The sequence below is a fragment of the Buttiauxella massiliensis genome, from assembly GCF_902500225.1.
GTDB lineage: Bacteria > Pseudomonadota > Gammaproteobacteria > Enterobacterales > Enterobacteriaceae > Buttiauxella > Buttiauxella massiliensis.
In genome coordinates this window covers 160,966-174,650 of sequence record NZ_LR722653.1, presented here as the reverse complement: position 1 = coordinate 174,650, position 13,685 = coordinate 160,966, and the positions used below count along the sequence as shown (strand labels likewise).

Below are 13,685 nucleotides of genomic sequence, written 5' to 3'. Positions count from 1 at the left end.
ATGAATAAACATCGTATCTTTGTTGCCGGCCATCGGGGGATGGTCGGTTCGGCCATCGTCCGTCAGCTTGAACAACGCGCTGATGTCGAACTGGTGCTGCGTAGCCGCGACGAACTGAACCTGTTAGATGGTGCAGCGGTGAATGCCTTCTTTGCCGAGGAGCGCATTGACCAGGTTTACCTGGCCGCGGCGAAAGTGGGCGGAATTGTTGCCAACAACACCTATCCAGCCGACTTCATCTACGAAAACCTGATTATTGAGAGCAACATTATTCACAGCGCGCACACGCACAATGTGAACAAATTGCTGTTCCTCGGCTCATCGTGCATTTACCCGAAAATGGCGAACCAGCCGATGGCGGAAAGCGAGCTGCTGCAAGGCACGCTTGAAGCGACTAACGAGCCGTATGCGATTGCCAAAATCGCCGGAATCAAACTGTGCGAGTCGTACAACCGTCAGTACGGTCGCGATTATCGTTCGGTCATGCCGACCAATTTGTATGGCCCGAACGATAACTTCCATCCAAGCAATTCGCATGTGATCCCTGCGTTACTGCGCCGTTTCCATGAAGCGACGCAGCAAAACTCGCCGGATGTGGTTGTGTGGGGCAGCGGTACTCCAATGCGTGAGTTCCTGCATGTTGACGATATGGCGGCAGCCAGCATTCACATTATGGAAATGGCCAGCGAAGTGTGGCAGGAACATACCCAGCCGATGCTTTCCCATATCAACGTCGGCACGGGTGTGGATTGCACAATTCGCGAACTGGCGCAAACCATCGCCAAAGTCACGGGCTACCGTGGACGCGTGGTGTTTGATGCCACTAAACCTGATGGCACACCGCGCAAACTGCTGGACGTTACCCGCCTGCGCCGCCTGGGCTGGTATCCGGAAATCACCCTGGAGCCTGGCCTCGCCAGCACCTACCAGTGGTTCCTCGAAAACCAGCAACGGTTCCGGGGGTAAATATGTTTCTGAGTGCTGAAGACTTCTCAACCGTTGTCCGCTCCACACCGCTGATCTCAATCGATCTGATCGTTGAAAATCAGGCAGGAGAGTTCCTGTTGGGGCAGCGTACTCAGCGCCCGGCGCAGAACTTTTGGTTCGTGCCGGGAGGCCGGGTACAGAAGGGCGAAACGCTGGAGCGGGCTTTTGCACGCTTAACCGAAGCTGAATTAGGCACGGCGTTCACATTGCAGGACGGTGAGTTCTACGGCGTGTGGCAGCACTTCTATGACGACAATTTCTCAGGTCCTGAATTTTCCACGCACTACATCGTGCTGGGATTCCGCCTGCGCGTCGATGCTGATGCGCTGCAACTGCCGGACGCGCAGCATAGTGATTATCAGTGGTTAACGCCTGAAGAATTGTTGGTCCGCGACGATGTGCACGACAACAGCCGCGCTTATTTCCTCGATGAGAAACGCGCGGAGGCACCCGGCCTGTGAAAATTTTAGTGTACGGCATTAACTATTCTCCTGAACTCACAGGCATCGGCAAATATACCGGCGAGATGGTTGAATGGATGACGCGCCAGGGCCATGAGGTGCGTGTTATTACCGCACCACCTTACTATCCGGTTTGGGAAGTGCATCCCGATTATTCCGCCTGGAAGTACAAGAAGGAAGTGGGGGCCGCCACTGTCTGGCGTTGCCCGCTGTATGTACCAAAGCAGCCCTCAACGATAAAGCGCCTGATTCATTTGGGCAGCTTTGCACTGAGTTCTTTATTCCCGCTGCTGGCGCAACGCCGCTGGAAGCCGGACCGCATTATCGGTGTGGTGCCGACGCTATTTTGCGTGCCGGGTATGCGCCTGCTCGCAAAATTGAGCGGCGCGCGCACGTTGCTTCACATTCAAGATTATGAAGTCGACGCCATGCTCGGCCTCGGAATGGCGGGCAAAAAACAGGGAAAAGTGGCCCGCCTGGCCAGCCGTTTTGAACAAAGTGGCCTGCATAACGTTGACAACGTTTCGACCATTTCGCGTTCGATGATGAACAAAGCGGCTGAAAAGGGTGTGGATCCGAAGAAAGTGATCTTCTTCCCGAACTGGTCGGAAGTGGAGCGTTTTCGCGGTATTTCCCGTGAAGAAATCCTTGCGGTTCGTGACCGCCTGCAATTGCCTGCTGATAAAAAAATCATCCTCTATTCCGGCAATATCGGCGAAAAACAGGGGCTGGAAACGGTAATTGAGGTGGCGGAGCGTTTTGCCCTCCAACCGTATGTATTCGTGATTGTCGGCCAGGGCGGCGGCAAAGCTCGGCTGCAAAAACTGGCGCAGGACAAAGGGCTGCACAACGTGGTGTTCCATCCGTTACAGCCTTACGACGTGCTGCCAGCGTTGCTTAAGCTTGCTGATTGCCATTTGGTGATTCAGCGCCGTGGGGCGGCTGATGCCGTTTTGCCATCAAAACTGACCAACATTCTTGCGGTGGGCGGCAATGCGGTGATTACCGCAGAAGCGAACACCGAGCTAGGCCAGCTTTGCGACGCATTTTCCGGTATCGCGGTGTGTGTTGAGCCGGAGTCGGTTGATGCTCTGGCTGATGGCATTCAGCGCTGCCTGCAACTGCCGGAACATAACATCGTGGCATGTGAATATGCCGAGCGCACGCTCGAGAAAAACAGCGTGTTGAATCAATTTATTGCGGACATTCAGGGTTAATTATGACTAATTCCAGACTCTATCCGGTCATCATGGCTGGAGGAAACGGTAGCCGCTTGTGGCCGTTGTCCCGCGTGCTTTACCCGAAACAGTTCCTGTGCCTGAAAGGCGAACTGACGATGCTGCAAACTACCGTTAGCCGTTTAAACGGCGTCGAGTGCGAAAGCCCGGTGGTAATTTGCAATGAAGAACACCGTTTTATCGTTGCCGAACAACTGCGTGAGCTGAACAAGCTGACGGAAAATATTGTGCTGGAGCCTGCCGGGCGCAATACCGCACCGGCGATCGCGCTGGCGGCATTGGCCGCGATTCGCAACCAGTCGGATACCGATCCGCTGATGCTGATCCTCGCCGCCGACCACGTTATCCAGGACGAAGATGCATTCCGAAACGCAGTACGTAATGCGCTGCCGTATGCCGAAGCCGGGAAACTGGTCACCTTTGGCATCGTTCCTGACTTGCCTGAAACCGGCTACGGCTACATTCGCCGTGGCGAAGTGATAAACCCGAATGCAACTGATGTGGATGCGATTGCGTTTGGTGTGGCGCAGTTTGTCGAAAAACCGGATATCGCCACCGCGCAGGCATACGTCGCCAGTGGCGAATACTACTGGAACAGCGGTATGTTCCTGTTCCGCGCCGGGCGCTACCTCGAAGAGTTAAAAAAATTCCGCCCGGATATTCTCAGCGCCTGCGAAAAGGCGATGGCGAACATCGACCCGGATCTCGATTTTGTGCGCGTTGATGAAGCTGCATTCCTGGCATGTCCTGACGAGTCTATTGACTACGCGGTGATGGAAAAAACTGCTGATGCGGTAGTTGTGCCGATGGATGCGGGCTGGAGCGACGTCGGTTCATGGTCTTCTCTTTGGGAAATCAGCACCAAAAACCAGCAGGGCAATGTGCATCACGGCGATGTGATCAGCCACTCTACCGAGAACAGTTACATCTATGCTGAATCTGGCCTGGTCACCACCGTTGGCGTGAAAGATCTGATTGTTGTGCAGACCAAAGATGCGGTGCTGATTGCCGACCGCGACCACGTGCAAAGCGTGAAGAAAGTGGTTGAGCAGATCAAATTCGATGGCCGCCACGAACACCACAACCACCGCGAAGTGTATCGCCCGTGGGGCAAGTACGACTCCATCGACGAAGGCGAACGCTACCAGGTGAAACGCATCACCGTGAAACCTGGCGAGGGTCTGTCTTTGCAGATGCACCATCACCGCGCCGAACACTGGATTGTGGTAGCGGGCACCGCAAAAGTGACGTTGGGTGAAGAAGTGAAACTGCTCGGCGAAAACGAGTCCATCTACATTCCCCTGGGCGTCACCCACTGCCTGGAAAACCCCGGAAAGATCCCGCTCGACCTGATTGAAGTGCGTTCCGGCACTTACCTCGAAGAAGACGACATTGTGCGCTTCGAGGATCGCTACGGACGCATCTAACCATCATATTTCACGCTGCAGATGCGTTGGCTTCCTTTGCGCACACCGGTCACTTAGTTAACTAAGCTCCCGGCGATGCACGCAGTTGCCGCCTTCCTGCAACGCGAAATCTAATGGTTATACATTTTAGAAAAAGTTATCTCCGTACTGGAGAGGGCTGACTGTTGCCTGAAAAGAGGTAAAACATGACTGAATTGACCTGTTTTAAAGCCTATGACATTCGCGGCAAGCTGGGCGAAGAGTTGAACGAAGAGATCGCTGAACGTATTGGCCGCGCTTATGGCGAGTACCTGAAACCGAAAACCATCGTACTTGGCGGCGATGTGCGCCTGACCAGCGAAGCGCTCAAGCTGGCGCTGGCAAAAGGGTTGCAGGATGCGGGTGTGGACGTGCTGGATATCGGCCTGTCCGGTACCGAAGAAATCTATTTTGCCACCTGGCATCTGGATGTGGACGGCGGCATTGAAGTGACCGCCAGCCATAACCCGATGGACTACAACGGTATGAAACTGGTGCGCGAAGGGGCTCGCCCGATTAGCGGCGACACTGGCCTGCGTGATGTGCAGCGCCTGGCAGAAGCCAACGACTTCCCGCCGGTCGACGCGAAAAAACGCGGTAGCTACCAGAAAATATCGGTGGTTGAGGCGTACATCGACCACCTGTTCTCGTACATCAACGTGGCAAATATCAAACCCCTGAAGCTGGTGATTAACTCCGGTAACGGTGCGGCAGGCCCGATTGTGGACGCTATCGAAGCCCGCTTTAAGGCACTCAATGTCCCGTTGACATTTATCAAAGTGCACAACCAGCCTGACGGCAATTTCCCGAACGGTATCCCGAACCCGCTGCTGCCGGAGTGCCGCGACGACACCCGCAACGCGGTGATTGAACACGGCGCGGATATGGGCATCGCCTTTGACGGCGATTTTGACCGCTGCTTCCTGTTTGACGAGAAAGGGCTGTTCATCGAGGGCTATTACATCGTTGGTCTGCTGGCGGCGGCTTTCCTCGAAAAACAACCAGGGGCGAAGATTATTCACGACCCGCGTCTGTTGTGGAACACGGTGGATATCGTGGAGCGCGCAGGTGGCACGCCGGTGATGTCGAAAACCGGCCATGCATTTATCAAAGAGCGTATGCGCCAGGAAGACGCCATTTACGGCGGCGAAATGAGCGCCCACCACTATTTCCGTGATTTTGCTTACTGCGACAGCGGGATGATCCCGTGGCTGCTGGTGACGGAACTGCTGTGCCTGAAAGGTAAAACCCTGGGTGAACTGGTGCACGACCGTATGGCGGCGTGGCCGGCGAGCGGGGAAATCAACAGCAAGCTGGCGGACCCGAAAGTCGCGATTGCGCGTGTGCAGCAGCACTTTGCGCCACACGCTGAGGAAGTGGACCACACCGACGGCGTGAGCATGGCGTTTGCCGACTGGCGCTTTAACCTGCGCAGCTCAAATACCGAGCCGGTGGTGCGCCTGAATGTGGAGTCGCGTAGCAACGAGCAGCTGATGCAGGCGCGAACGCAGGAAATTATGGAACTGTTGAATCAGTGATCTGTGGGGACGGAAATCTCCTGAGGCAGGAAAGGGGATCCGTCACCCTTTTAATAAAGGTAAAACGATGACAAACCTAAAAAAGCGCGAGCTGCCAAAAACGAACGCATCGTTAATCTCTATGGTGCAACGTTTTTCTGACATAACCATTATGTTTGTTGGGTTATGGGTGGTGTGTCAGGTTAACGCGTTACCGTTTTTGTATATGCATTTGCTGATGGCGTTACTCGCCCTCGTGGTCTTCCAGATGATTGGTGGAATGACCGATTTTTATCGATCCTGGCGTGGAGTGAGAATTTCCAGCGAACTGATGCTGCTGTTGCAAAACTGGACGCTAAGTCTGATTTTTAGTGCCGGATTACTGGCGTTTAACCCTGACTTTGATGGCTCTTTCTGGGTGTATCTGGCCTGGTATGTGTTGACCAGTTTTGGCATGGTGATGTGCCGTTCGTTTATTCGCTTCGGTGCCGGTTGGTTGCGCAATATGGGCTATAACACTCGTCGTATTGCTATCGCGGGTTCACTGCCGGTGGGTTACACGCTTGCCGAAAGTTTCCGTAACGAACCGTGGTTAGGCTTTGATGTCACCGGGGTTTATGACGATCAGCAGCCTGAATCCCCACACGGTGATTATGCCGGCTCATTTTCCGACCTGGTTGAACAAGCGCGTGCAGGGCAAATCGACAATATCTATATCGCCATGGCGATGAGTGAAGAAGTGCAGATTAAAACTCTGGTCCGCGAACTCACGGACACCACCTGTTCGGTGATGCTAATCCCCGATGTCTTCACCTTCAATATTCTTAACTCCCGCACTGAAGAAGTTAACGGTGTGCCGGTTGTACCGCTGTTTGCTACCCCACTAAACGGCATTAACCGGATTCTGAAACGCCTCGAAGATATCGTGTTGTCAGCGATGATCTTGCTGTTTATTTCCCCGGTACTGCTGTGCATTAGTGCTGCGGTAAAACTGACCTCGCCGGGCCCGGTTATCTTCCGCCAGACGCGTTACGGCATGGATGGAAAGCCAATCAAAGTATGGAAATTCCGCTCCATGAAAGTGATGGAAAACGATGCCGTCGTGACTCAGGCCACCAAAGGCGACAAGCGTATTACGCCGGTGGGGAATTTCCTGCGCCGCACGTCGCTGGATGAACTGCCGCAGTTTATTAATGTGCTGATGGGAGAAATGTCGATTGTCGGTCCTCGCCCCCATGCGGTTGCGCATAACGAACAATATCGCTTGCTGATTGAAGGCTACATGCTGCGCCACAAAGTGAAACCCGGCATTACCGGCTGGGCACAAATCAACGGCTGGCGCGGCGAAACTGACACGCTGGAAAAAATGGAAAAGCGTGTTGAGTTTGACCTGGAATATATCCGCGAATGGAGCCTGTGGTTTGACATCAAAATCGTCTTTCTGACCATCTTCAAAGGCTTTGTTAATAAAGCTGCGTATTAAGTGAGTCTTTAATGAGCCTGAGAGAAAAAACCATCAGCGGCGCGAAATGGTCCGCCATCGCTACGGTGATTATTATTAGCCTGGGCCTGGTGCAAATGACGGTGCTGGCACGCATTGTCGACAACCATGAGTTTGGCCTGCTGACCATCTCGCTGGTGATTATCGCGCTGGCCGATACGCTGTCGGATTTTGGTATTGCCAACTCGATTATCCAGCGCAAAGAGATCAGCCATCTTGAACTCACCACGTTGTACTGGTTGAACGTCGGCCTGGGATTAGTGGTGTTTGCGCTGGTGTTTTTGCTCAGCGATGTGATTGCCTCGGTGCTGCATGCACCGAAGCTCGGGCCACTGATTAAAACGCTGTCATTTGCTTTTATTGTCATTCCCCACGGCCAGCAGTTCCGCGCACTCATGCAAAAGGAACTCGAGTTTTCAAAAATTGGCTCAATTGAAACAGTCTCCGTGATGGCGGGCTTTACCGTCACCGTGGGTGCGGCGATGTATTACCCGTTCGCCATGACCGCCATCGTCGGCTACCTGGTCAACACCGTGGTGCGTACCTCTCTGTTTGGCTTCTTCGGCCGCAAGATTTACCGCCCCGGCCTGCATTTTTCACTCAAGTCCGTTGGCTCGAACCTCAAGTTTGGCGCGTGGCTGACTGCAGACAGCATTATCAATTACGTGAATACCAACCTTTCAACGCTGGTGCTGGCGCGTATTCTGGGGGCGAGCATCGCCGGGGGATACAACCTCGCTTATAACGTGGCGGTGGTGCCGCCCATGAAGCTGAACCCGATTATCACCCGCGTGCTGTTCCCGGCATTTGCCAAGATTCAGGACGATACCGACAAGTTACGCCTCAATTTCTACAAGTTGCTGTCGATTGTCGGAATTATCAACTTCCCCGCGCTGCTCGGTCTGCTGGTGGTATCGAACAATTTTGTGCCACTGGTATTTGGTGAAAAGTGGCAGTTTATTACCCCAATTCTGCAATTGCTGTGCGTGGTGGGGCTACTGCGCTCCATCGGTAACCCGATTGGGTCATTACTGATGGCAAAAGCGCGAGTGGATATCAGCTTTAAGTTCAACGTTTTCAAAACCTGCCTGTTTATCCCGGCGATTATTGTCGGCAGCCATCTTGCTGGCGCACTGGGCGTGACGCTCGGCTTCCTGTTCGTGCAGGTGGTGAACACCGTTCTGAGCTATTTCATCATGATTAAACCGGTGCTGGGGTCCAGTTATCGCCAGTACATTCAGAGCATCTGGCTACCGTTTTACCTTTCGATTCCAACCATTGTGGTGAGTAGTGCGCTGGGAATTGCCCTGAAAGGGCATCTCGCGCTCGGCTTGCTGGTGGGCGTACAAATTGTGGCAGGCGCATTGGCCTTTATCGTCATGCTGGTGCTTTCCCGCAATGCGCTTGTGGTTGAGATGAAGCGCCAGTTCTGCCGTAACGACCGTTTAAAAACACTGCTTCGCGCAAGCTAAAACCCCTTAATAAGAGGTCTGATTTATATGAAATTATTGATTCTTGGCAACCACACTTGCGGCAACCGTGGTGACAGCGCCATTTTGCGCGGACTGATCGATGCGATTACCACCATTGATGACACCGTGCAGGTTGATGTGATGAGCCGTTATCCGGTGAGTTCCGCCTGGTTGCTGGGCCGCCCGGTTATGGGTGACGGCTTGTATAAGCAGATGAAGCAGCACAACAACGCGGTTGGGCTGATGGGGCGGGTAAAGAAAGTGCTGCGTCGCAAATATCAACACCAGGTTTTGCTGGCGAAAGCCACTGACAACGGGCGCCTGCGCAATATCTCCATCCCACAGGGCTTTATTGATTTTGTGAAATCGCTGCAAAAATATGACGCGATTATTCAGGTCGGCGGCTCTTTCTTTGTCGATTTATACGGCGTTTCTCAGTTTGAGCATGCGCTGTGTAGCTTTATGGCCAAAAAGCCGGTGTACATGATTGGCCACAGCGTTGGGCCGTTCCAGGACCCGCAGTTTAACCACCTGGCGAGTTATGTTTTCGGTAATGCCGAGTCGCTGATTTTGCGTGAGTCCGTCAGCCTTGATTTGATGAAGCAAAGCAATATTGATAGCAGCAAAGTGGAGCAGGGCGTCGATACCGCCTGGCTTGTCGATCATCACAATGACAGCTTTGTGCCGAGCTATGCGGTGCAGCATTGGCTGCACACCATCAAGCGCAAGAAGACGGTCGCTATTACGCTGCGTGAACTGGCACCTTTCGACAAACGCCTCGGCACCACGCAGCAGGCCTATGAACAAGCATTCGCCTCAGTCGTGAATCGTGTCATTGAGCAAGGTTACCAGGTGCTGGCGTTGTCGACTTGTACCGGTATCGACAGCTACAACAAAGACGACCGCATGGTGGCGCTCAACCTGCGCCAGTATGTGAATGACCCTGAGCAATACCATGTGGTTATGGATGAGCTTAACGATCTGGAGATGGGCAAGATTCTCGGCGAATGCGAACTGACGGTTGGCACGCGCCTGCATTCTGCCATCATCTCCATGAACTTCGGCACACCTGCGATTGCCATCAACTATGAACACAAATCCGCAGGCATCATGAAGCAGCTCGGCATGCCGGAAATGGCGATTGAAATCCGCCAGTTGCTGAATGGCTCGCTACAGAGCGTGGTGGCGGATGTGCTGGGGCAATTACCAGCAATCAAAGAACGCCTGGCTCATGCGGTGCGCGCAGAACGTGAAGATGGCCTGCGTATGGTGGAATCGGTAGTCAAGCGTGTTAAGGGGGAAAAATGAAAGTTGGCTTCTTCCTGCTGAAATTCCCTGTGGCATCGGAAACCTTTGTGCTCAACCAGATAACCGCATTTATCGATATGGGTTATGAGGTGGAAATTGTCGCCATCCAGAAGGGGGATTTGACCAACACGCACTCGGCATTCAAAGAGTACGATCTGGCGGCGAAAACCACCTGGCTGATGGACGAGCCTTCGGGGAAGGCAGCAAAACTGCAATCCCGTGCCCTGAATACTCTGCGTGGCGCACTTCGCCCGCAGACCTGGCGCGCGCTAAATTCCAAACGCTATGGCGAGGAGGCGCGCAATCTGATCCTCTCCTCTATTTGTGGCCGTAACCCGCAAACCGTAAAGGCAGATGTATTTATCGCCCACTTCGGCCCGGCGGGTGTGACGGCGGCCAAACTGCGCGAACTGGGGCTGATTAAAGGCAAAATTGCCACGGTGTTCCACGGCATTGATATTTCAGGGCGCGAGGCACTTGCGCACTACACACCGGAATATCAGAAACTCTTTACGCGTGGTGATTTGATGCTGCCGATAAGCAATTTATGGGCGGGGCGTTTGCAAAAAATGGGCTGCCCGGCCAACAAGATTACCGTTTCGCGTATGGGTGTGGATATGGAGCGGTTTTCGCAGCGTAGCGTGAAAGCTCCGGCCAAAACACTGGAGATTATTTCGGTAGCACGATTGACCGAGAAGAAAGGTCTGCATGTTGCAATTGAAGCCTGCCTGCTGCTCAAAGAACGCGGCGTGAAGTTCCGTTACAACATCCTCGGTATTGGCCCGTGGGAAACGCGCCTGCGTACGCTTATCGAACAAAATCAGCTTGATGGCGTGGTATTTATGCCGGGCTTTAAGCCGAACCATGAAGTGAAAGCGATGCTCGATGAAGCTGATGTGTTCTTACTGCCGTCGATAACCGGTGAAGATGGCGATATGGAAGGTATTCCGGTGGCGCTAATGGAGGCGATGGCGGTGGGTATTCCGGTTATTTCCACCGTACATAGCGGTATTCCTGAACTCATAGACGCGGGTCGTTCCGGTTGGCTGGTGCCAGAAAAAGATGCGCCAGCCCTCGCAGATTGCTTACAGGCTTTCGGGAATATCGATGAAAGCGAACTGAATCCCATGCTTAACCTGGCGCGAGCGAAAGTTGAAACTGAATTTAACCAGAAAGTTATCTACCGAGAATTAGCCCGTCAGCTACAAACGCTGTAAACCCACCGAGTGAAACTTCACGAGGATGTATGCGCAAAAGATTTGAATCGACTCACCCTTCGTTTTCCTCCTCCCGCCGCAAATTACTTAAAGCCAGTTCAGTACTGGCTGCGGTGCCATTCATTTTACCTCGCAGCGTGTTTGCCACAGGCCTCAAAAGCGAGGTCAACGTGCAAAAATTCTATAGCGGTGACTGGATTGCCGCCTTCAAACAAGCATTCTCAGCCGCTGATATCGTGACCGTTCCGGCCGATTTGGTCTGCGACAACATCAATACCACCATTTTTATGCCTGAAGGCAAAACCTTGCACGTCGCTGGCGGCTTAAAGGGTAATGGCAAAGGGCGTTTTGTACTGCAGGATGGCTGCCAGGTATTGGGAGACAAGGAGGGGCGGTTTAATAATATCACCCTCGATGTGCGTGGTTCTGACTGCACTATCAAAGGCATTGATATGAGCGGTTTTGTGCCGGTCACGCAGATCTACATTGGTGGAAAAGAGCAGCGCACCATGCGCAACCTGGTGATTGACCAGATTACTGTGCACGATGCGAACTACGCGATTTTGCGCCAGGGTTTCCATAATCGTATGGAGAACGTGAAGATCACCAACGGGCATTTTAGCCGCCTGCAAGGGGATGCTATCGAATGGAATGTGGCTATCAACGACCAAAACCTTCTTATCTCAGACCATGTGATTGAAAACATTGATTGCACCAATGGAAAGATCAACTGGGGCATTGGGATTGGGCTTGCGGGTAGTACTTACGACAACGAGTACCCTGAAGACCAGGCGGTGAAGAATTTTGTGGTGGCAAATATCACAGGTAGTAACTGTAGGCAGTTAATACATGTTGAAAATGGTAAACACTTTGTTATTCGTAATATTAAGGCCCGCAACATTAATCATACTTTCAGCCAGAAAGCGGGAATTGATAACGCTACAATAGCAATTTATGGCTGTGATAATTTCGTGATTGATAATATCGAGATGAAAGAGAGTGCGGGATTTCTTATTGGTTATGGTGTGATCAAGGGAAAGTATTTATCTATTCCGCAAAATTTTAAACTAAACGATATAGTGCTTGATAATACGCATATGCAGTATAAAAGCCGTGGAATACAGATTTCTTCGGGTAACGCTACGTCGTTCGTTGCCATCACCAATGTGGCGCTAAAGCGCGCAACGCTTGAGCTGCATAATAAACCGCAGCACTTGTTTCTACGCAACGTTGACGTCATGCAGTACGCTGCCACTGGACCTGCGCTGAAGCTTAACTTCGACCTGCGCAAAGACGTGCGAGGCCGCTTTATGGCTAAGGGGGATACGCTGCTTTCACTTGCGAATGTGCGTGCCGTGAATGAGAAGGGGCAGAGTTCGGTGGACATCGACCGGGTTGACCATCAGCATGTGAACACAAGCGGGTTGAATTTTGTGCTGCCTATAGCGGCTAAGTAGATTGTCAAATCACATTGCGAGTTTTCCGACCTTTTGCAATGTATAAATCAAGGTTTTGGTTTTGCGTACTTTATTGAGAACGTTAAGATGAAGTACTAATTCTGGGGATCAATTCATGCTGGCATCAGCGCACGAAAAGACTATAATCCCCCAACCATTTTGAGGTGGGCTTGAATATGATTAATTTGAAAGCAGTTATTCCGGTAGCAGGCTTGGGCATGCATATGTTGCCCGCAACAAAAGCTATCCCAAAAGAGATGTTACCGATCGTCGATAAGCCGATGATCCAATATATCGTCGATGAGATTGTAGCTGCTGGTATCAAGGAAATCGTGCTGGTAACGCATTCATCCAAGAATGCTGTTGAAAACCACTTCGACACATCTTATGAACTTGAAGCTCTGCTTGAGCAGCGTGTTAAGCGCCAGTTGCTCGCTGAGGTTCAGTCAATCTGCCCTCCGGGCGTGACGATTATGAACGTACGTCAAGCTCAACCGCTAGGCCTTGGTCACTCCATTTTGTGCGCCCGTCCGATTGTTGGTGACAACCCATTTGTTGTGGTATTGCCTGACGTTATCCTTGATGGCGCAAGTGCTGACCCACTGCGTTATAATTTAGCGGCGATTGTTGAGCGTTTCAGAGAGACAGGGCGCAGCCAGGTTCTGGCAAAACACATGCCTAACGTTGATTTGTCTGAGTACTCAGTTATCACAACGGAAGAACCACTAGATAATGATGGGCAGATTGGCCGCATTGTCGAGTTTGTGGAAAAACCGGATGAACCACAAACACTGGATTCCGATCTGGCCGCGGTAGGGCGCTATGTTCTGTCAGCTGATATCTGGGCTGAACTCGAGAAAACCGAGCCGGGTGCCTGGGGACGTATTCAGCTTACCGATGCCATCGCTGCACTTAATAAAAAGCAAGCGGTAGAAGTTGCATTGATGACTGGCGAAAGTTATGACTGCGGTAAGAAAATGGGCTATATGCAGGCATTTGTACAATACGGTCTGCGTAACCATAAAGAAGGTCAGAAGTTCAGGGACAGCATTCAGAAGCTGCTGGCGCGCTAAGCGTTTTAG

The 13,685-nt window shown here is 52.3% G+C and carries 11 protein-coding genes; all 11 read left to right on the top strand.

The genetic code is table 11. The annotated features are described in order from the left end of the window. The 11 genes from fcl (at position 1) to galF (ending at position 13,676) form a co-directional block, all read left to right on the top strand. The gene (gene fcl, locus GC128_RS11435) at positions 1 to 966 is read left to right on the top strand and encodes a GDP-L-fucose synthase (RefSeq protein WP_151994403.1); all 966 of its coding nucleotides are present in this window, start codon (positions 1 to 3) and stop codon (positions 964 to 966) included. A 2-nt stretch (positions 967 to 968) separates the two neighbouring features. Further along, the gene (locus GC128_RS11430) at positions 969 to 1,448 is read left to right on the top strand and encodes a GDP-mannose mannosyl hydrolase (protein WP_151994528.1); all 480 of its coding nucleotides are present in this window, start codon (positions 969 to 971) and stop codon (positions 1,446 to 1,448) included. Then, positions 1,445 to 2,665, top strand: coding sequence for a colanic acid biosynthesis fucosyltransferase WcaI (gene wcaI / locus GC128_RS11425; protein WP_151994402.1), 1,221 nt, complete (start codon positions 1,445 to 1,447; stop codon positions 2,663 to 2,665). The genes GC128_RS11430 and wcaI overlap by 4 nt, the downstream gene beginning before the upstream one ends. Before the next feature lie 2 nt (positions 2,666 to 2,667). Next, positions 2,668 to 4,113 (top strand): mannose-1-phosphate guanyltransferase, encoded by a 1,446-nt coding sequence (cpsB, locus tag GC128_RS11420; protein WP_151994401.1) that lies wholly within the window; start codon positions 2,668 to 2,670, stop codon positions 4,111 to 4,113. A gap of 185 nt (positions 4,114 to 4,298) precedes the next feature. Further along, the gene (gene cpsG / locus GC128_RS11415) at positions 4,299 to 5,669 is read left to right on the top strand and encodes a colanic acid biosynthesis phosphomannomutase CpsG (protein WP_151994400.1); all 1,371 of its coding nucleotides are present in this window, start codon (positions 4,299 to 4,301) and stop codon (positions 5,667 to 5,669) included. Positions 5,670 to 5,736: 67 nt separating this feature from the next. Further along, positions 5,737 to 7,131 (top strand): undecaprenyl-phosphate glucose phosphotransferase, encoded by a 1,395-nt coding sequence (wcaJ, locus tag GC128_RS11410; RefSeq protein WP_151994399.1) that lies wholly within the window; start codon positions 5,737 to 5,739, stop codon positions 7,129 to 7,131. Between the two features lie 11 nt (positions 7,132 to 7,142). Then, positions 7,143 to 8,621, top strand: a complete 1,479-nt coding sequence (locus GC128_RS11405; protein WP_151994398.1) for an MOP flippase family protein — start codon at positions 7,143 to 7,145, stop codon at positions 8,619 to 8,621. Positions 8,622 to 8,648: 27 nt separating this feature from the next. Next, positions 8,649 to 9,929, top strand: a complete 1,281-nt coding sequence (wcaK, locus tag GC128_RS11400; RefSeq protein WP_151994397.1) for a colanic acid biosynthesis pyruvyl transferase WcaK — start codon at positions 8,649 to 8,651, stop codon at positions 9,927 to 9,929. Then, positions 9,926 to 11,146 (top strand): colanic acid biosynthesis glycosyltransferase WcaL, encoded by a 1,221-nt coding sequence (wcaL, locus tag GC128_RS11395; RefSeq protein WP_151994396.1) that lies wholly within the window; start codon positions 9,926 to 9,928, stop codon positions 11,144 to 11,146. Before wcaK ends, wcaL begins: the two co-directional genes overlap by 4 nt. 29 nt (positions 11,147 to 11,175) lie before the next feature. Next, on the top strand, positions 11,176 to 12,603 hold the full coding sequence (gene wcaM, locus GC128_RS11390; protein ID WP_151994395.1) for a colanic acid biosynthesis protein WcaM: 1,428 nt from the start codon (positions 11,176 to 11,178) through the stop codon (positions 12,601 to 12,603). Between the two features lie 176 nt (positions 12,604 to 12,779). Then, positions 12,780 to 13,676 (top strand): UTP--glucose-1-phosphate uridylyltransferase GalF, encoded by an 897-nt coding sequence (galF, locus tag GC128_RS11385; protein ID WP_151994394.1) that lies wholly within the window; start codon positions 12,780 to 12,782, stop codon positions 13,674 to 13,676. Positions 13,677 to 13,685 lie beyond the last annotated feature (9 nt).

Coding starts and splice junctions, on each gene's coding strand:
- fcl (WP_151994403.1), top strand. CDS start 1: ATGAATAAACATCGTATCTTTGTTGCCGGCCATCGGGGGATGGTCGGT.
- GC128_RS11430 (WP_151994528.1), top strand. CDS start 969: ATGTTTCTGAGTGCTGAAGACTTCTCAACCGTTGTCCGCTCCACACCG.
- cpsB (WP_151994401.1), top strand. CDS start 2,668: ATGACTAATTCCAGACTCTATCCGGTCATCATGGCTGGAGGAAACGGT.
- cpsG (WP_151994400.1), top strand. CDS start 4,299: ATGACTGAATTGACCTGTTTTAAAGCCTATGACATTCGCGGCAAGCTG.
- wcaJ (WP_151994399.1), top strand. CDS start 5,737: ATGACAAACCTAAAAAAGCGCGAGCTGCCAAAAACGAACGCATCGTTA.
- GC128_RS11405 (WP_151994398.1), top strand. CDS start 7,143: ATGAGCCTGAGAGAAAAAACCATCAGCGGCGCGAAATGGTCCGCCATC.
- wcaK (WP_151994397.1), top strand. CDS start 8,649: ATGAAATTATTGATTCTTGGCAACCACACTTGCGGCAACCGTGGTGAC.
- wcaL (WP_151994396.1), top strand. CDS start 9,926: ATGAAAGTTGGCTTCTTCCTGCTGAAATTCCCTGTGGCATCGGAAACC.
- wcaM (WP_151994395.1), top strand. CDS start 11,176: ATGCGCAAAAGATTTGAATCGACTCACCCTTCGTTTTCCTCCTCCCGC.
- galF (WP_151994394.1), top strand. CDS start 12,780: ATGATTAATTTGAAAGCAGTTATTCCGGTAGCAGGCTTGGGCATGCAT.